This is a genomic window from Microbacterium sp. Z10_103 (assembly GCF_058310455.1).
The window spans coordinates 341281-358428 of record NZ_JBZEGK010000001.1; the positions used below are offsets into that span (position 1 = coordinate 341281).

19 protein-coding genes are annotated in these 17148 nt (G+C 69.2%); 8 read left to right on the forward strand and 11 right to left on the reverse strand.

The features are described from left to right. Window positions 1-615: 615 nt before the first annotated feature. Window positions 616-1494 carry a Bax inhibitor-1/YccA family protein gene (locus AC4FS2_RS01480; protein WP_491154138.1) on the reverse strand — a complete coding sequence of 293 codons (879 nt, stop codon included), beginning with the start codon at window positions 1492-1494 and terminating at the stop codon, window positions 616-618. A gap of 158 nt (window positions 1495-1652) precedes the next feature. Here AC4FS2_RS01480 and AC4FS2_RS01485 point away from each other — a divergent pair, with 158 nt between their 5' ends. The 3 genes from AC4FS2_RS01485 to AC4FS2_RS01495 are packed head-to-tail and all read left to right on the forward strand — an operon-like array spanning window position 1653 to window position 4698. Then, a complete protein-coding gene (locus AC4FS2_RS01485) occupies window positions 1653-2663 on the forward strand; it encodes a glycerophosphodiester phosphodiesterase family protein (protein WP_491154136.1) in 1011 nt (336 codons plus the stop codon). A 44-nt stretch (window positions 2664-2707) separates the two neighbouring features. Beyond that, window positions 2708-3679, forward strand: a complete 972-nt coding sequence (locus AC4FS2_RS01490; RefSeq protein WP_491154134.1) for an ABC transporter ATP-binding protein — start codon at window positions 2708-2710, stop codon at window positions 3677-3679. Then, window positions 3676-4698: an ABC transporter permease gene (locus AC4FS2_RS01495; RefSeq protein ID WP_491154133.1), complete on the forward strand. Its 1023-nt coding sequence runs from the start codon at window positions 3676-3678 to the stop codon at window positions 4696-4698. The genes AC4FS2_RS01490 and AC4FS2_RS01495 overlap by 4 nt, the downstream gene beginning before the upstream one ends. A 157-nt stretch (window positions 4699-4855) precedes the next feature. Here the strand turns inward: AC4FS2_RS01495 and AC4FS2_RS01500 are convergent, their stop codons facing one another. The 7 genes from AC4FS2_RS01500 to AC4FS2_RS01530 form a co-directional block, all read right to left on the reverse strand. Continuing rightward, the gene (locus AC4FS2_RS01500; protein WP_491154131.1) at window positions 4856-5128 is read right to left on the reverse strand and encodes a hypothetical protein; all 273 of its coding nucleotides are present in this window, start codon (window positions 5126-5128) and stop codon (window positions 4856-4858) included. Between the two features lie 76 nt (window positions 5129-5204). Further along, on the reverse strand, window positions 5205-6146 hold the full coding sequence (locus AC4FS2_RS01505; protein ID WP_491154129.1) for a carbohydrate ABC transporter permease: 942 nt from the start codon (window positions 6144-6146) through the stop codon (window positions 5205-5207). After that, the gene (locus AC4FS2_RS01510) at window positions 6143-7096 is read right to left on the reverse strand and encodes a carbohydrate ABC transporter permease (protein WP_491154127.1); all 954 of its coding nucleotides are present in this window, start codon (window positions 7094-7096) and stop codon (window positions 6143-6145) included. The genes AC4FS2_RS01505 and AC4FS2_RS01510 overlap by 4 nt, the downstream gene beginning before the upstream one ends. Before the next feature lies 1 nt (window position 7097). Next, window positions 7098-8408, reverse strand: coding sequence for an ABC transporter substrate-binding protein (locus AC4FS2_RS01515; protein ID WP_491154125.1), 1311 nt, complete (start codon window positions 8406-8408; stop codon window positions 7098-7100). 218 nt (window positions 8409-8626) lie between these two features. After that, window positions 8627-10078 (reverse strand): phytoene desaturase family protein, encoded by a 1452-nt coding sequence (locus AC4FS2_RS01520; protein WP_491154123.1) that lies wholly within the window; start codon window positions 10076-10078, stop codon window positions 8627-8629. Then, window positions 10075-10575 (reverse strand): SRPBCC family protein, encoded by a 501-nt coding sequence (locus AC4FS2_RS01525; RefSeq protein WP_491154122.1) that lies wholly within the window; start codon window positions 10573-10575, stop codon window positions 10075-10077. The genes AC4FS2_RS01520 and AC4FS2_RS01525 overlap by 4 nt, the downstream gene beginning before the upstream one ends. 78 nt (window positions 10576-10653) lie before the next feature. Continuing rightward, entirely contained in the window at window positions 10654-10974 is a 321-nt protein-coding gene (locus AC4FS2_RS01530; RefSeq protein ID WP_491154120.1) for a DUF7882 family protein, read from the reverse strand. Window positions 10975-11073: 99 nt separating this feature from the next. On the opposite strand from AC4FS2_RS01530, the gene AC4FS2_RS01535 reads away from it, so the two are divergent. The 5 genes from AC4FS2_RS01535 (at window position 11074) to AC4FS2_RS01555 (ending at window position 14084) form a co-directional block, all read left to right on the forward strand. Then, on the forward strand, window positions 11074-11544 hold the full coding sequence (locus AC4FS2_RS01535; protein WP_491154119.1) for a MarR family winged helix-turn-helix transcriptional regulator: 471 nt from the start codon (window positions 11074-11076) through the stop codon (window positions 11542-11544). A 140-nt stretch (window positions 11545-11684) separates the two neighbouring features. Continuing rightward, window positions 11685-11822, forward strand: coding sequence for a hypothetical protein (locus tag AC4FS2_RS01540; protein WP_491154117.1), 138 nt, complete (start codon window positions 11685-11687; stop codon window positions 11820-11822). Window positions 11823-11849: 27 nt separating this feature from the next. After that, on the forward strand, window positions 11850-12998 hold the full coding sequence (locus AC4FS2_RS01545) for a zinc-dependent alcohol dehydrogenase (protein WP_491154115.1): 1149 nt from the start codon (window positions 11850-11852) through the stop codon (window positions 12996-12998). A gap of 16 nt (window positions 12999-13014) precedes the next feature. Beyond that, window positions 13015-13581, forward strand: coding sequence for a hypothetical protein (locus AC4FS2_RS01550; protein WP_491154113.1), 567 nt, complete (start codon window positions 13015-13017; stop codon window positions 13579-13581). Window positions 13582-13736: 155 nt separating this feature from the next. Beyond that, window positions 13737-14084, forward strand: coding sequence for a hypothetical protein (locus tag AC4FS2_RS01555; RefSeq protein ID WP_491154111.1), 348 nt, complete (start codon window positions 13737-13739; stop codon window positions 14082-14084). Window positions 14085-14109: 25 nt separating this feature from the next. On the opposite strand, the gene AC4FS2_RS01560 is transcribed toward AC4FS2_RS01555, so the two are convergent. From AC4FS2_RS01560 to AC4FS2_RS01570, 3 genes are all read right to left on the reverse strand, one after another. Continuing rightward, a complete protein-coding gene (locus AC4FS2_RS01560; RefSeq protein WP_491154110.1) occupies window positions 14110-15447 on the reverse strand; it encodes a winged helix-turn-helix domain-containing protein in 1338 nt (445 codons plus the stop codon). A 99-nt stretch (window positions 15448-15546) separates the two neighbouring features. Next, on the reverse strand, window positions 15547-16227 hold the full coding sequence (locus AC4FS2_RS01565) for an esterase/lipase family protein (RefSeq protein WP_491154108.1): 681 nt from the start codon (window positions 16225-16227) through the stop codon (window positions 15547-15549). Then, window positions 16224-17009 carry an alpha/beta fold hydrolase gene (locus AC4FS2_RS01570; RefSeq protein WP_491154106.1) on the reverse strand — a complete coding sequence of 262 codons (786 nt, stop codon included), beginning with the start codon at window positions 17007-17009 and terminating at the stop codon, window positions 16224-16226. Before AC4FS2_RS01570 ends, AC4FS2_RS01565 begins: the two co-directional genes overlap by 4 nt. Window positions 17010-17148 lie beyond the last annotated feature (139 nt).

Consider the following 17148-nt stretch of genomic DNA (forward strand, 5'->3'; position numbering starts at 1 on the left):
CGGCCAGGCCTTGCGCGGTGATGCGGCCACGCCACGGTGCCGGTGGCGTGCGCTGATGCGCTTCGCTTCGTTCCGGGGGAGCGTGGTGCCGCGCCGTGGGGGGTGCGTGTGGGGAGGGGCCTGCTGCGACGCCGGGGTGCGGACGTGTGGGGAGGGGATGTGCGCTGGGGAGGGCGTTCTTGCCCGGATGGTTCCTCCGTTGTGCACTTCTCCTCCCGGGGCGGTCGCCGCTCGGCGGACGCCGCCGACGGGGTGGGTGGCTCATGGGGCTGGGGTGTGCCTCTTCGGAGGAGATGTCCGTTCGGGAGGGCGTTTTTGCCTGGATGGTTCCTCCCTTGTGCACTTCTCCTCCCGGGGCGCTCGCTCGGCGGGCTGAGTGGGGCTGGGTGGGGCTGGGGTGGGTGCGTGTGGGGAGGAGATGTCCGCTGGGGAGGGCCCTTTCGCCTGGAGGGGTCCTCCCTTGTGCACTTCTCCTCCCGCCGCGACCCCTACCGCACCGGCGCGACGACACCGAAGCGCCGCGACCGCTACCGAAGCGGCGCGACTAGGCCGAAGCGCCGCGGGGACGACGAAGGGGGCCGCCCGGATGGGCGACCCCCTTCGGGAAGCGGTGGATCAGTTGTTGCCGCGCAAGAGGGCGAGGATGCGGAGGATCTCGACGTACAGCCACACGACGGTGACCATGATGCCGAAGGCCCCGACCCACGCGAACTTGCGGGGGGCGCCGGCGCGGACGCCGCGCTGGATCTGATCGAAGTCGAGCACCAGCGAGTAGGCGGCCATCACGACCACCAGGAGGCCGATGATGACACCCAGCGGGATGCCGAAGACCTCGATCGAGCGGAGACCGAAAGCGCCTCCGGCGACCGGGACGTTGAAGAGCATCAGGCCGACGTTGACAAGGCTGAACACGAGGTAGCCGACCATCGCGATGAGGAAGATCTTCGTCGCCTTGGCGGACGCGCGGATCTTGCCGCTCGCGAACAGCGCGAGCGTCACTCCCACGACCGAAAGGGTCGCGAGGGTCGCCTGGAAGACGATGCCCGGGTAGATGAACTCGAAGTAGGCCGAGATGCCACCGACGAACAGCCCCTCGAAAGCGGCGTAGGCCACGATCAGCGGCACCGACGGCTGCTTCTTGAAGATGTTGACCAGCGCCAGCACGAAACCGCCGAGCGCACCGATCAGCCACGGAGCAACCGAGGGGTTCGGGTTCGCGGCGGTGACGCCCGACATCGTCCAGACCCAGCCGACGACCGCGGTCACCAGCAGCACGCCGAAGAGGGCGAGGGTCTTGTGGACGGTGTCTTCGACCGTCATGCGGCCGGTCTCGCGCGCGCCCGCCGGGGGCGAGGCGTACATGCCGTCCAGCTGTGCGGCTTCGGCGGCCGGCGGCGGCGCGTACTGCGTCCCGGCGGGACCGCCCCGGTACGTCGAAGAGGCACGGGAGTCCTGGAACGCCGGGTTGTTGAAGGCCGGGTTGTTGAGGGCCACTTGCTCTCACACTCCAAAGAATGTTCGGGATCACAGCACTGTGCTGTGCAATAACGATAGCGGACCGCGTGTGGACGCCGGCTGAACGGCGCTGAGGGTTCGCTATGAGCGATGCAACCCCCGGTGGCGCCCCGATGTCGCCCGGGTAGCGTGGGGCCGTGAGTCGCCCCCGCCCGCTCGTGATCGGACACCGTGGCGCCCCGGGGTACCGTCCCGAGCACAGCCGCTCGTCCTATGATCTGGCGCTGGCTATGGGGGTGGATGCGGTCGAGCCCGACATCGTCGTCTCGCGCGACGGCGTGCTCGTGGTCCGTCACGAGAACGAGATCGGCTCCACGACGGATGTGGCGCAGCATCCCGAGTTCGCCGACCGCCGCACGACGAAGACGATCGATGAGGCCCAGGTGACCGGCTGGTTCACGGAGGACTTCACCTGGGACGAGCTGGCAACGCTCCACGCCCGCGAACGGCTGCCGAAGATCCGCCCGTCCAGCGCAACGTTCGACGGGACGCAGCCTCTGCTGCGCCTCCGCGACGTGCTCGACCTCGTGCGCGAAGCCTCTTTCGAGCAGGGGCGCGAGATCGGCGTCGTCTTGGAGATCAAGCACGCCACGTACTTCGGGGGGCTCGGCTTCGACATCGCCGCGCTCATCGCGGCCGAGCTGGAGGCTGCCGGCTGGGCGCGCGGAGAACTGCCGCTCGTGCTCGAATCGTTCGAGTCGACCGTGCTCGCCCGGCTCCGGGAACGCGACATCCCCGCCACGTACATCTACCTGCTGGAGGCGGCCGGTCGTCCGTACGACCTCATGGCAGAGCACGGCGCATCCGCGCCGACCTACGCCGCGACCGCCGCACCCGCGGGGCTGGATCGGCTGGTCGGCTCCGTCGACGGCATCAGCGTCGACAAGCGCATGATCCTCGCTCCCGACCGGCGCGGCCGCACCGCAGGCGCGAGCCCGGTCGTACGGGATGCGCACGACCGCGGGCTGCAGGTCTTCACCTGGACCTGCCGGCCCGAGAATGCCTTCCTTCTTCCGCAATTCCGCGGGCGCGGGGGTGCCGGTGCCTTCGGCGACTACGCCGGTGAGTGGTCGGTGATCCGCGATTCCGGCGTGGATGGCGTGTTCGTCGACCATCCGGACCTCGGCCTGAGCTTTTTCCACAGTTGACCGCGCTGTGCTCCGCCCACGTCGGCACCCCCTAGGCTGACCGCATGCCCGCGCCCGGAATCGCCGTCGACGGCGTCCGGCGGTCGTTCGGTTCGGTGGAGGCGGTGCGCGACGTCACCCTCCGGGCGGAGACCGGACGCGTCACCGGTCTCGTCGGCCCGAACGGCTCCGGGAAGACCACCCTGCTGCTCATGCTCGCGTCGCTGCTGCAACCGGATGCGGGGGAGATCCGCCTGAACGGCGTCGATCCGGTGTCCGATCCCGCCGCGGCACGTGCGCAGCTCGGCTGGATGCCCGACACCCTGGGCGGCTGGCCGACGCTGACCGCCCGGGAGACGCTCGTGGTCACCGGCCGCCTGTACGACCTGTCCCGGGCGGACGCCGCGTACCGAGCCGACCTGCTGCTGGAAGAGGTCGGGCTGACCGAGCTGGCCGGGTCCGCCACCCGGGTGCTGTCGCGGGGGCAGAAGCAGCGACTCGCCCTGGCGCGGGCGCTCGTCCACGACCCCCGCATCCTGCTGCTGGACGAGCCCGCGTCGGGGCTCGACCCGCAGGCGCGGATCGACCTGCGCGTGCTGCTGCGCCGGCTCGCGGCCGATGGGCGCACCATCCTCCTCTCCAGCCACGTGCTGAGCGAACTCGAAGAGGTCATCGACGACGCGGTCTTCCTCGTCGCCGGAGCGACTGTTTCGGCCGACCGGGTCGCGCAGGCGGCTGGACGGACGCGGGCGTGGCGCATCCGGCTGCTCCTCGCCGCCGCGCCCGGGGATGCGCCCGGGGATGCGGCGCAGGCGGCGCCGTCCGATGCCCTCGAGCGGGTCGCCGCCGCCCTCGGCCGTCGGCCCGACGAACTCGCCGTCGACCGCCGGGATGTGCTTGCCCCGTTCGGCTCCGAGGTCGAAGCCGCCCGGGCCCTCAGCGCCCTCGTGGCCGCCGGCGTGGCGGTCACGGAGTTCGCGCCCGCCACCGGCGACCTCGAGCACACGTTCCTCGACCTTCGCGGCGGAAACGCATGAACCCCGCACGGCTCGGCACCGTCATCCGTCTCGAACTGACGCAGCGCCTGCGCTCGGTCGCCTGGTACGTGCTCTTGGGCATCTTCGCCCTGGTGCTGCTGGTCGTCACGGTGCTGGCGCTCGCCGCCTCGGCGATGACCGCCGACAGCGGCGCGTGGCTGTTCTCGCTGCTCATCTTCCTCGTGCTCCTGCTGGCGCTGCTGGTTTCGCCGACACTGAGCGGGAACAGCATCAACGGCGATCGGGATGCGGCGACCCTCGCTCCGATGCAGGTGACCCTCACGACGACCGGGGAGATCCTGATCGGGAAGTTCCTCGCGGCGTGGATCGCCGGGCTCGCGTTCCTCGTCGTCGCCCTGCCGTTCCTCGTGGTCGCGACGCTGGCCGGCCGTCTCGCGCCCGCCACGATCGTGACGTCGCTCCTCATCCTCGTCGTCGAAGTCGGGGTCGTCGCGGGGATCGGCGTGGGCCTCAGCGCGATCATCGCCCGCCCCCTCTTCTCGGTCGCGGCGACGTACCTGGTCGTCGCCGCGCTCACGGTCGGGACGGTGATCGCCTTCGGCCTCGGCGCCGCCACGGCACGCGTGGAGGTGACCAGCGTCGAGCGGAGCTACATCGACGAGGGCGAATGCAGCGAGTGGCAGGAGTACACCTACGAGGTGCCGCGGACCGACCACGTGTGGTGGGTCCTCGCCGCGAATCCGTTCGTCATCCTGGCCGATGCCACTCCGACGACGTACTCGCCGCAGGGGTATCCCGAGGATCTGTTCGGTCAGATCGCCTGGGGCGTGCGTGCAGCGCAGATCGCGCCGGAAACCGAGGTGCGCAACGACTACTGCGACACCGGGCCATGGCAGAACGGCGGCCCTGTTCCGCAGGAGCAGATCGGGGGCACGGCGCCGAGCTGGTTCGTCGGACTGGCCGTGCAGCTGATTCTCACCGCAGGGCTTCTCGTCTGGGGATGGCAGCGCACGCGCACCCCGGCGCGCCGGCTCCCACCGGGCACGCGCATCGCCTGACGCCGGAGCCCGAGGCCGGAGCCTGGGGCGGGAGCCGGCGGCCGGAGCCTGGGGCGGGAGCCGGCTCCTCCAGGTCCCGCTCAATGGAAACGCCGCATCCGGATTTCGGATGCGGCGCGGGTGGATGCTGTGCGGCCAGACGTCCCGTCAGAGTGGGCTATCCGGCGACCGCTCGCGCAGCCGCATCCAGAGCGTCCGAGAGCCGTGCGAAGTGCGCCGGCAGTCCTCGACCGCGCAGCCAGAGCACGTCGACGTGGTCGAGGCCGCGCTCGCGGACACACGCCACCACGCGGCGGGCGTCGTTGTCGGGGAAGCGGGTGTCGTGGATGAGCCAGTCCTCGGTGCCGATGGGGAGCAGGACGAGTCGGCCACCCCCGGCGAATGACACGTCGCGGTCGCCAGGGGCCATGCAGTTGTCAGCGATCGCCATACTTGGATCCTTTCGGTGGGAGCTTGTCACCGTAAGTCGAACTTCCGACAGTCCGATCGGGGCTTGACTTCCGAAGTCACCCCTTGAGACCGGAGGTGGCGATCCCCTGAATGATCTGCTTCTGGGCGAGGAAGAACACGATGATCATCGGGACGGTCGCGATGACACTCGCCGTCACGATGAGCTCCCAGTGCCACTCGCCCCCGAACCCGAACGCGTCGACGAGCGACTTGAGTCCCCGCGGGATGGTGAAGGTCGACGAGTCGCGGAGATAGATCAACGCGCGCATGAGGTCGGTCCACACCGCCTGCACCTCGAAGACGAGCGTCACCGCCAGGGCGGGCTTCAGCAGCGGCAGCGCGATCCGCCAGAACACCCCCCACTGCGTGGCGCCATCCACGCGCGCGGCGTCGAACAACTCGCGGGGCAGGCCCATCATGAACTGACGCAGCAGGAAGACGTAGAACGCGCTCGCGAACAGATTGCCCGCCCACAGCGGGACGAGCGTTCCCACGAAGCCCAGCGAGTTCCAGATGAGGAACGTGGGGATCATCGTGACGGCGCCGGGAAGCATCATCGAGGCGAGCACCAGCCCGAACAGCGCGGTCCGACCGCGGAAGCGGAAGTACGCGAAGCCCCACGCGACCATGGCGCTGGAGATCGTCACCGTTCCGGCGGCGAGGACGGTGACGATCAGCGTGTTGAGCAGCCACAGCGCCAGCGGCGCCTCCTGCCAGACCTGCACGTAATTATCGAAGGTGAAGGTCTGCGGGATGAGGCGGTTGTCGAACACCTCGCCGCGCGGCTTGAACGAGGCCGACACGAGCCACACGAAGGGGTAGGCGAACGCGACGGTCACCACCACCAGGAGCGCGATGACCACCACGCGGCCGGGAGTGAAGCGACGCTTACGATTCCGCGGGGGGTCGGCCGGGACAGGCGGCGCGACGGGGCCGTTCGGACGAACGGCGTCGTTTCCCGCCTGCTCCGCGGCACCGGGGGAGAGCAGGCCGGTCATTGCGGTGCGTCCCCTTCGTAGTAGACGACGCGGCGGGAGACGAGGAGCTGAACGGCGGTGACGGCCATGATGAGGAAGAACAGGATCCACGCCATCGCGGAGGCGTACCCCATGTGCAGGAACTGGAAGGCCTGCTGGAAGAGGTAGATGACGTAGAACAGGGCGGCGTCGTTGCTGTACGTCGTGTTCCCGGCTCCGAAGAAGGCGGTGTACGCCTCGTCGAAGGTCTGTAGACCCGCGATCGTGTTCACGACGATGATGAAGAACAGCGCCGGACTGATCAGCGGCAGCGTGACGCTGATCAGTTGCCGCCAGCGCCCGGCGCCGTCGATACGAGCCGATTCGTACAGTTCCTCGGGCACCCCCTGGAGGGCTGCGAGCAGGATGATCACCGACGACCCGATCGTCCAGAGGCTCATGATGACCAGTCCGGGCTTCACCCACGCCGGGTCGGTGGTCCAGGCCGGCCCCGTGATGCCGAGCAGCCCGAGTCCTTCGTTGATGACGCCGTTCTGGCCGTTGAACAGCAGCAGGAACAGGATGCCGATGGCCACCGGGGGCGTCATCTTGGGGAGGAACACCATGGTGCGGAAGAATCCCGACGCCCGCCCGGCCCGGGCGAGCAGCACCGCCAGGGCAAGCGCCACGACGACATAGACCGGCACCTGCACGAGCGTGTAGAAGAAGGTGTTGCCCAGGGCGAGCGCGATCTTCGGATCCTCGAACAGTCGGATGTAGTTCTCCCACCCGACGAACGAGGGGTCGTTGATCACGTCATAGTCGGTGAACGACAGGTAGGCGCTGTACAGGAGCGGCCATGCCGTGAACACCGTGAAGCCGATGAGCCACGGGGAGAGAAAGAGCAGTGCCGAGGCGGTGTTGCGCCGCCGCGCCCGCCGACGCGACCGTTGCCGGTCGACATCGGCGGGCGCTGCGGAGAGGGCGGTCATGTCAGTCGTCGCTGTCGAGCTTGGCCCACGCCTCATCCAGAGCGTCCTGCGCCGTCTCCTGAGCGGCGGCCATCGCCTCGGCCGGTTCGGCCTGTCCGTTGAGCACGCTGTTCACGGCATCCTGCATCGCCGTCGTGAACTCCGCATCGGCGGGGTTGGCCGGAAGCGTGAACGACGCGTCGTTGGCCTCGTACATCGCCGTCACGGCAGAGTCCCATGGCTCTCCGCCGGCGGTGACCATCCCGCGGAGCAGCTCATCGGCTTCGGTGTTGGCGGTGAGCAGGCCGGTGAACGGCTTTCCCTCCTCCGAACGGGCTTCCAGGCGGGCGATTCCGGCCGCCTCCCAGGCGTCGACGGAGGTCATCGCGCGCGCCCAGCGGCAGGCGGCCTCGGGATTGGGGCTTCCCGAAGGGATCGCCCACGCCGAGCCGGAGGCATACGCCAGCGGCGCACCGTCGCGCCCGCGCACCGTGTCGAAGGCCATGGGCGCATCGGGTGACACATCGCTGAGGACGTTGACGTACCACTGCTCCATCGGCATCGCGCCGAGCGCGCCGGTGGCGAACTGGTTGTCTTCGCCGAAGAAGTCCGCCGAATCGCGGAACGCCTTCACCGCGCTGAACCCGCCCTGCTGGTCGTAGATCGACACGGCCCATTCGAGCGCTTCGATGACCGCGGGGTCGTCGAGTTGCGCGGTACGGCCGTCTTCGGAGATCAGGTCGGCACCGTTGGCCTGGGCCCACAGGGGAAGGAACTCGGGCAGCTTGCTGTCGTACCCGATGACGGTGAGCTTCCCGCCCTCGGTCTTCGTGAGGGCGGCGTTGGCGGCGCTCACGGCCTCCCAGCTCGAGCCGTTGACGTCGTCGATGGTCAGGCCTGCACCGGCGAGGAGATCGGCGTTGGCCATGGTCATCTGGATCGAGTTGAACTCGGGGATCCCGTAGACGGAATCGTCGAAGGTCACCTGCTCCAGCGCCTCCGGCACGTACATGTCGGTGTCGATGTCTTCGCCCTCGATGCAGCGATCGAGGGGAAGGATCGCGCCACGTGCGGCAAGCGACCCGATCTGATTGCGGTTGGCGTAGACGACCGCGGGGGGTTCGCCCGAGGCTACGGCGGACAGGAACTGCTGAAGGTCCAGTTCGCCTTCGATGAGACTCACCTCGACATCGCCGAGCTCCTGCTCGGCCAGATCGATGCGCGCTGTCGCGATCTCGTCCACGCCGGAGAATCCCATGACCGACATCGAGCCGCTGAGATCGGTGTCGGAGTCGTAGTCCACCTCGGAGTCATCCGCGCCGCCCGTGCCCACGGCGCACCCTGCCAGAGCCACACTCGCTATTCCCAGAGCGGCGATCCCCGCCGCAACATGACGCAGTCCACGCATCTCCAACCTCCATGTCGCACCCGGTCGAGAAGTGGGCGGTGGGGAGAACGTAAGAACCGCTTCCCCCGTTCACCCAGGGGCTTGACGGAAACCGGTTCGGGATCTAGCCCGACAGGCACCTAGCGGGTGCAGTGCGACAGCGCCTAGCGAGGCGACAGATCGGGCATCGCGCGCGTGCCGAACTCGTGCCGGAGGGCGCTGAGCGCGGCGCGCCAGCCGGCCAGGCCGTGCACCCCCGGCCCCGGGCTGGTTGACGCGGAGCAGAGGTACACCCCTGCCGCCGGCGTGCGCCACGGGTCGGGCGACAGCGTGGGGCGCCGGACGAGCTGAAGCATCGTGGCGGCCCCCGCCGCGATATCGCCGCCGGGGTAGTTCGGGTTCTCCTCGGCGACGTCCACCGCGGTGCGAGAACGGGACGCGAGGATCGTGTCACGGAATCCGGGGGCGAACCGCTCGATCTGCGCGGTGATGGCCTCTTCACGGTCGGCGGCGCTGCCGGCCGGCACGTGGGTGTAGGTCCACAGCGTGTGCTGCCCGGCGGGGGCGCGGCTGGCATCGAACCGCGACGGTTGCGAGACCAGCACATACGGCCGGTCGCTCATCCTCCCGCGCCGGACGAGATTTTCGGATGCGGCGATCTCCGCCCGCGTTCCGCCGACGTGGACCGTGCCGGCCTCGCGGACCGCGGGATCCGACCACGGCACCGGCGCGGACAGCGCGAAGTCCACCTTCGCGACCGCCGCTCCGTACCGGAACGCGGCGAGGGCCGCGCGGTAGTGCGCGGGAAGCGCGTCGCCGGCGATGCGGAGCAGGGCGTCGGGGGTGACATCCAGCAGCACCGCACGCGCCCGCGGCAGTTCCGCAAGCGACCGGACATCGGTGTCGAGGATGATCTCGCCGCCGAAGGCGCGCAGATCGGCGGCCATCGCATCCACGATCGCCTGGCTGCCCCCGATCGGGATCGGCCACCCGCGCGCGTGCGCGTAGGTGCCCAGCGCCAGACCCGCGCCGGCCGCAGCAAGGCTCGGCTGAGGCAGGATCGTGTGCGCGGCGACGCCGGTGATCAGAGCGGGGGCGGCTTCTTCGGAGAACCGCGCATTCCACACGGGCGTCCCCTGCTCGAGGGCTCGCAGACCGAACGCGATCGCCGTCGCCGGATGCCGCGGCATCCGCAGCAGAGTGTCGCCGGTGAACTCGGCCACTTCGCTCGCATGCTCCACGAGCGGCCGCATCAAGCGCTGGTAGGTTGCGCCGTCGCGACCGAGGGTCTCGGCCGTCCGGTCGAGGTCCCGATAGGCCACGGCGGCGGGACGACCGTCCAGCGGGTGGGCGTACGAGGCGTCGGGCACAGCGAAATCCACGCGCCGCGAAAGCCCGAACTCGCGGAAGAAACGCGACTCGAACGCCAGCGGGTGCACGGCTGAGCAGACGTCGTGCACGAACCCCGGCAGGGTCAGCTCCGCACTGCTCGCGCCCCCGCCGATTCGCGACGACCGTTCGTACACCCGCACCGACAGGCCGGCGCGGGCGAGGGTCACCGCGGCGGCCAGGCCGTTCGGGCCCGAGCCGACGACGATCGCATCCCGTTCGGTCATCGCGTGTCGTCGGTGCCGCGGGTGGACGGGTCCTCGTCCTGTGCGGTGGTGCGCGCGGCGGTATCCGCCATACCTTCGGCCAGATACGCCAGCCGATGAAGCGTCTCGGCGTTGCGCAGCAGCAGCGGGATGTCGAGGATCGGCCCGGGAATCAGCGTGGCCGGGCCGTCGACCGCTTCCTCCTGGATGCGGACGATCGAGCCGTCGGCGTGCGGCTTGACGTGAATGGTCACCCGGGCGGCCCCGATCGGCCATCCTCGTGCCTTCAGTACGAGCCGGCGCGGGGGCTCGTAGTCGAGCACTTCTGTCGAGTCGTCGATCAGCAACGGCCAGGTGCCGAACGAGTGGTGCAGCTGAGTGCCGGTGTGCGGCCAATCCTCGGCGACGCTCCGCATCCGTGAGGCTCCGACGACCCACGAAGGGAAGAGCCAGCCGTTCTCCAGCACCCGGAACACGTCCTCGGGTGTGCAGCGCAGGACACGTGTGTTTCGCGACATCCGTCAGCCTCCTCGTGCCCACGCTAACCGGAGGAGCCGGTCACGTTCCACGGGGTTGCGCGACGGAGGTGTGCGGTGTCAGCGCCGAAGGGACGCGGGGGCGGGGGAGTCGGTCGACGTGCTGGTCAGATCGAGTGTCATTCCGGCGGCGGTCGCCGCCTCGTTCGCGAGCTGCTGCAGGAGCGCGGGGTCGAGGGTCTCGGACTCAGCGGAGGAGAACACGAATCTGAGTTCGATCGCGGGCTGCAGCCAGATGGTCGAGCGGTTCTCGTCGCGCCACGACATCGTGAAGCTCTCGCCCCGGCGCAGCTTGGTGGCGATGACGACCTTTACGTGCGCGAGAAGCCGATCGGGGACCTCGATGGGGTTCGTTGTGGCGCCGTAATAAAGATGACCCATGGCGAGCTCCTTCGTTTGTCCCCAAGAAGGGAGCCTACCAGGTATCTAGAATAGTTAAATAAATTTCTGTAGTAACGCGTCCTTGGGTAACCTGCGGGAATGGCCGAAAGCGCGGGGGACCAGCCGACGAGTTTCACGCTTCCGCACAGCTCCGTGCTCTCGATGGCGCTGCGACATTACCTGGATTCCCGTCAGGCATCGATTCTCGAGGCTCGCCGCAGCCTCGAGATCAACGAGCTCGATGCCCGTGCGCTGCTGTTGATCGCCGCCGAGCCCGGATCGCGGCCCACCTCCCTTCGTGACTTCCTCGGGATCACCTCGGCCGGCGTCACCGCCCTGGTCGACCGGCTCGAGCAGCGCGGCGCCGTACGGCGCGTCGTCGACGACCACGACCGTCGGGTGACGCGGCTGGAAGCGACCGTTGATCTCTCTGCCGACCCCTGGTCGGCGCTCACTCGATTCGATGTGGCTTTCGAGAAGGCGCTGGCGTCGGTGGATGCTGACGATCTGGCGCGCTTCGCCGCCCTCCTGCACACACTCACCGACGCCGCCACCGACCAGTCGAGCTGACGCGGCGGAGGATCCGCGCGACCGCGCATGTTGTGCATCGGAACGCCGCAGGTCAACCCCCTCCATGGATCGGCGCCGACCGGGTGAGGTGGGAGGCCGAGGACGCCGCATCCGCCGGCGCGCGACACGAGGAGTTCGAGATGAGCGATTCCCTTCCCGACAAGCCCAGCCAGGCCGAGGGCGACGTAGGCGACGACGAGGTCACGGAGGGGCAGGAGTCGGGCACGCTCGACGCGCACGACGACTCCGACGAGGGCACCCTCGACAAAGACGCCTGAGCCGACGACGCACACGGAGGAGAACCCATGAAGGCGATGGTCTACCGGGGCCCGTACAAGATGCGCGTCGAGGAGAAGCCCGATCCGAAGATCGTGCATCCCAACGATGCGATCGTGCGGGTGGAGCTGGCAGCGATCTGCGGCTCCGATCTGCACCTGTACCACGGCTTGATGCCCGACACCCGGATCGGCCACACGTTCGGCCACGAGTTCATCGGACGCGTCGAGGAGGTCGGGCCGTCGGTGCAGAACCTGAAGCGCGGTGACCGCGTCATGGTGCCGTTCAACATCTTCTGCGGCACCTGTTTCTTCTGCGCGCGCGGGCTCTACTCCAACTGCCACAACGTCAACCCGAACGCGACGGCCGTCGGCGGGATCTACGGCTACTCGCACACCACCGGCGGGTACGACGGCGGACAGGCCGAGTTGGTGCGGGTGCCGTTCGCCGACGTCGGGCCGACCATCATCCCGGAGTGGATGGATGACGACGATGCGCTCATGCTCACCGACGCGTTCACGACCGGGTACTTCGGCGCGCAACTCGGTGACATCGCCGAGGGCGACACCGTGGTTGTCTTCGGGGCAGGACCCGTCGGGCTCGCCGCGGCGCGCTCGTCATGGCTCATGGGTGCCGGCCGCGTGATCGTCATCGACCACCTCGACTACCGGTTGGAGAAGGCCCGCGAATTCGCGTTCGCCGAGACCCACAACTTCACGCACCATCGTGACGTGGTCGTGCTCCTGAAGAAGCTCACCGGCTACCTCGGCGCGGATGTCGTGATCGACGCCGTGGGTGCCGAGGCCGATGGGAACCTCACGCAACACATCACCTCCGTCAAGTTCAAGCTCCAGGGCGGCTCGCCCATCGCGCTGAACTGGGCGATCGATGCGGTGCGCAAGGGCGGCAACGTTTCCGTGGTGGGCGCCTACGGGCCGCTGTTCAGCGCGGTGAAGTTCGGCGACGCGCTCAACAAGGGTCTGACCCTCCGGATGAACCAGGCACCGGTCAAGCGCCAGTGGCCGCGGCTGTTCGAACACATCCAGGCCGGCCACATCAAGCCGGGCGACATGATCAGCCATCGCGTGCCGCTCGAGCACATCGCGGAGGCGTACCACATGTTCTCGTCCAAGCTCGATGACTGCATCAAGCCGGTCATCGTCCCCTCGGCCGCGTAATCGCAACGGAGGAGCCATGCCTTACACCCCAGACAAGCCCGTGACCCCGCCGACCGCCGAGGAGCTGCGCGCGCGCATCCCCGGGTGGGGAGTCGACCTCGACCCGGCCGACCGCCCGTCGTTTCCGAAGGAGCGCTTCGACCTCGGCGCGACCGGCGCCCACTGGGTCGAGCCCGAACGCCAGCGCGACGATCCGCGCCGGGAACGCTCGATCGAGCACGCGCACCTCACCGCGGCGTACGGGACGGCGCAGCCGTTGCACGGGGTGTCCGGCGCCATCCGTCGCTTCGCGTATGCCCGCTTCAGCGAAGGCCGAGCCGCGCACTGGTTGCTGCTGATCCTGGGTGACCGCGTCGACGCGACGGGGGCGCACGTGCGTTCCTTGTTCACCCTGCGGCCGGACAACCCGATCACCGAGACCGGCATTCTGGCCGAGCCGCGCCTGCGGCCGATCTCGTCGCGTCGCGGGCGCGTCGATCTCCGCCACATGTGGATGGACCCTCTCATCGTGGCCGGGCCGTGGCTGCTCGGCGGATGGGCCGTGCTGCGTGTCGGGCGCCGTCTGCTCCGGCGGCGCAGCTAGCGCCCAGGCCGTCCACGATCGCGCGCTCGAAACCGTCGGGGTCGTGGTGCGAAAGCTTCGACTTTGAGGTGTCAGCGGAGAGCCCTGCCGCATGAGAAAATAGGTGATCGGACTTGCCTAACGGGGTGGGCGAGCCGTCGAGAAAGGCGCATCTCATGCCCTACCGCACACAGGCCGTGCTGCAGGACTGGCTGGACGAGTTCCGCAGCGAAGGGCACGAGGTCCGCGGGCATGTGGCCCTTCAGGATGGCAGCGACGGCCGGGACACCGGGTTGGTGATCCTGCGGCTCGTCAATGCGACGACAGAGATGTTCATGCAGCCTGTCGCGCCGGGCGAACAGCACTGGGAGATCACCCTGCAGGCGCGTCCCAACGATCTGGTGATGAGCCCCGAGCAGCTCGACGACCTCAGCGGCGAGCTTCAGCGGGCCGCGGCTCTGTGCCGGTTCATGGAGGAGAAGTCGGTCCAGCACGACAGGGAAGCCCAAGAGGCTTCGGCCTGACCCACGCCCCGAGCGGCCTGCCGCTTCAGCCGGATACCCGGTGTGCGGCCGATTGGATCGCGGCCAGTAGCGCGCGGTCCTCGGGCGGGGCAGAGCGGAGCGGAGCGCGGGCTCCGTACGCGGCGAGCCCCCGATACGCCGCAGCGCGCAGCGGGTCGGCGCCGCGCGCGTCCCAGAGGATCGCCAGCAGCATGCACGGCAACGGTTGCGCGCGGAGGCTCAGCGGCGACACCGTCCGGAACAGTTCCCGCACCTCGCCGGCGTTGCGGAACAGGTCATCCCAGTGCACACGGACGACGTCGGTGACGAGATCCCAGTCGCGAGAGCGCACGGCCGACTGAAGAGCGGGAAACGCGTGTGCGCGGCTGAGGTTCCATCGCGCTATCCGCGCGTCCAACTCCCGTGTCACGCGACCGGGCAATCGCCGACGAAGGGATGCGCCGAGGATGCGGCGGAAAACGGGGGAGGGAATGAACAGCGTGCCCTGGCGATCGTCAGGCGGGGGAGATCTCCAGTACCCGAGCCCTTCCGCCTCCGCCCGCTCCAGCAGTGCGCCGGGGGCGGGGTCTCCGGTCAGCTGCCGGGCCAGCTCCGCGTCGACGGCCTCGGAAAGCGCGATGCGCTCCAGGAACGAGCGGAAGCGCTCGTCCCGCGACGAGGAGCGCAGCCGGAACAGCGACGCGACCGCCGTCTCCACCGCATCCCCGGCCGCCTCCGGCGGCGTGCGACCGGTGAGTCCGACGATGCGGGCGAGGGCGGGGCTCCCGCCGTGCTCGAGCACGTGCGTCACGGTGCCGGCAGAACCGGCACGGCCGAGCACCTCGACCGCTTCGGTCTCCGTCAGAGCCAGCTCGTCGGGGCCGACGCGCTCGAGAGCCACGCCGAGGTCGAGCCCGTGTTCGGTCAATCGGTGGGGGCCGCGGGTCGCGACACGCAAGGACAGGCCGGGGTGCTCCTCGACGGTGCGCAGAATGCCGGCGATCGTGGCGTCGTCGAGGTGCTCGGCCTCATCGAGGACGAGCGTGAACGCGCCGCGGATGCGCTGCAGACGGCCGCGCAGCAGGCTCCACGGGTCGCCCAACGGGGCGAGGCTCTCCGCAGCTGTGCGGTGCGGGTCGGCCTCATCCAGGACGCCGGCTTCGGCGAGCTCCGCCGACAGGTCATGGACGAAGGCGGCCGGTTCGCTCATCCCGTCGCGGACGCGGAACCACAGGCCCGACCGGGTGGTGCTGGTCGCCCACTGGGTCAGGGCGGTGGTCTTTCCGTAGCCTGCCGGTGCGTGCAGAACCACGACGGGCGCGTCGCTGTCGAGCCGGGCCGTGACACGAGGGCGCGCGGCGAGCCCTGGTGGGAGGCGGGGCACGGCGTGGATGCTCATCGGTGAGGGGCGGGGCGGCAGATTCGGATTCTGATCTCCCCAGCGACTTACATTAGGGCGTCGGAGGCGCAGAGCGCGGAACGCTCACGCCGACGGGCCGTCGGAGGACATCCGCTCGACCTCGGCGAGCACGCGGGGGTGGGCCAGGATCCGGAAGTGGCCGCCCGTGTCCAGCAGCACGTTGCGTGCGCCGGGCAGGGTGCTCCCCTCGGGGATGTGCGGGTCGAACAGGCCGTACACGGATGTGATCCGCGCGTTCACATCCTGCTGCTCGGCGAGGGCGAGGATGGTGCTATCGCGCGGCGAGAAGCTCCGCAGCCAGGGCGTGAGCATCATCCGGGCGTACCGCGAGCCGCCGAACGGCGTCGCGACCGCGACCATCCCCCGCACCCTGGATGCAGCCGGTCCGATCATCACCTGTTTGCCGATGAGGCCGCCCTTGCTGTGAGCGACCAGGATCACATCTCCCAAGTCCCGAGCCTCGAGGTAGCGGCTGACGACAGCGGCCATCTCGACGACCGGACGCAGATTGCGGTGCAGCAGGTCGATGACGTGGATCGGGTGACCGCGCGCGTGCAGGTGCTCGACGAGGGGCTGCAGGAATTTCCAGGTCTCGTACACGCCCGGGAGGATGATCACCGGCACTCCCGGCCCGGACCGGAACGACTCCGGCCGCGTGCGGTTCGCGAACGCACGGACTTGCCACGTGGTGGCGTAGGCGTAGTCCGCCAGCCACCACGCCGCGACCCGAAGCGCGTTCCTCATGGACGGGCGTGGACGGCCGCCGCGGTCGTGGTGTGGAAAACGATGGCGTCCGCCACCGCGCGCGGTGACGAGAACTGCGCGACGTGGTACCGACCGGGAATCGTCACGAGCGCCGCCGACGGGGCTCGGCCGCGGAGCCGCCGGCACCACTCCACGCCCGCGACGGGATCATTCTCGCCGCGGATCAGGAGCAGCGGCATCCTGAGCTCGGCGACGCGATCTTCGATCGGGTAGACGATCATGTGGCGCACCTGGGTGAGGTACCACGGGATGCCGCAGCGGATGTAGTCGGTGAAGACGATGGCGTTGATCCGCGGGGTTTCGCCGAGGGTGTCCTTCCCCAGTGCGATGGCTTGTGCGAGGACGCTGCGGTGCTCGTCGTCGGTGACCGGTCCGACGGCGACCAGGTGAGTGACGAGGTCCGGACGTTGCGCGGCGAGCTCCACCACCCACTGGGCGCCCATCGAGTGCCCGACGAGGATGACGGGGCCGACGTCGAGGGATTCGATCACCTCGCCGAGGGCCTCAGCCATGGCGGCGACGTCCACATCGAAACCGGGCTTCGGGAGCCCCGCGAATCCCGGAAGGTCGATCGAGAACACGGTGTGGTCTTCGCTGAGGACATCCTGCAGGCGCGACAGGTAGCGGTGCGACATGCCGATGCCGTGCACGAGCACGACCGGGGTGCGACCGGAGTCCTGCTGCGCCGTCGTCGCGAACACCTGGAACGCGAGCGGGCCACGGTCGAATCGGCGCACAGTGCGGTTCGGGGGCGGCGTCATGCGGCGTCGGGGAAGAAGTCGATCATGGCGCAACGCTAACCCGCGCGGCGTGCGGTACCCCAGCCCTGGACGGAAGCAGTCCTTCCCGCTAGCTCTCACCCGCCGGCGGAAAATGGTGCGCTCTTGACAACCGCAACGA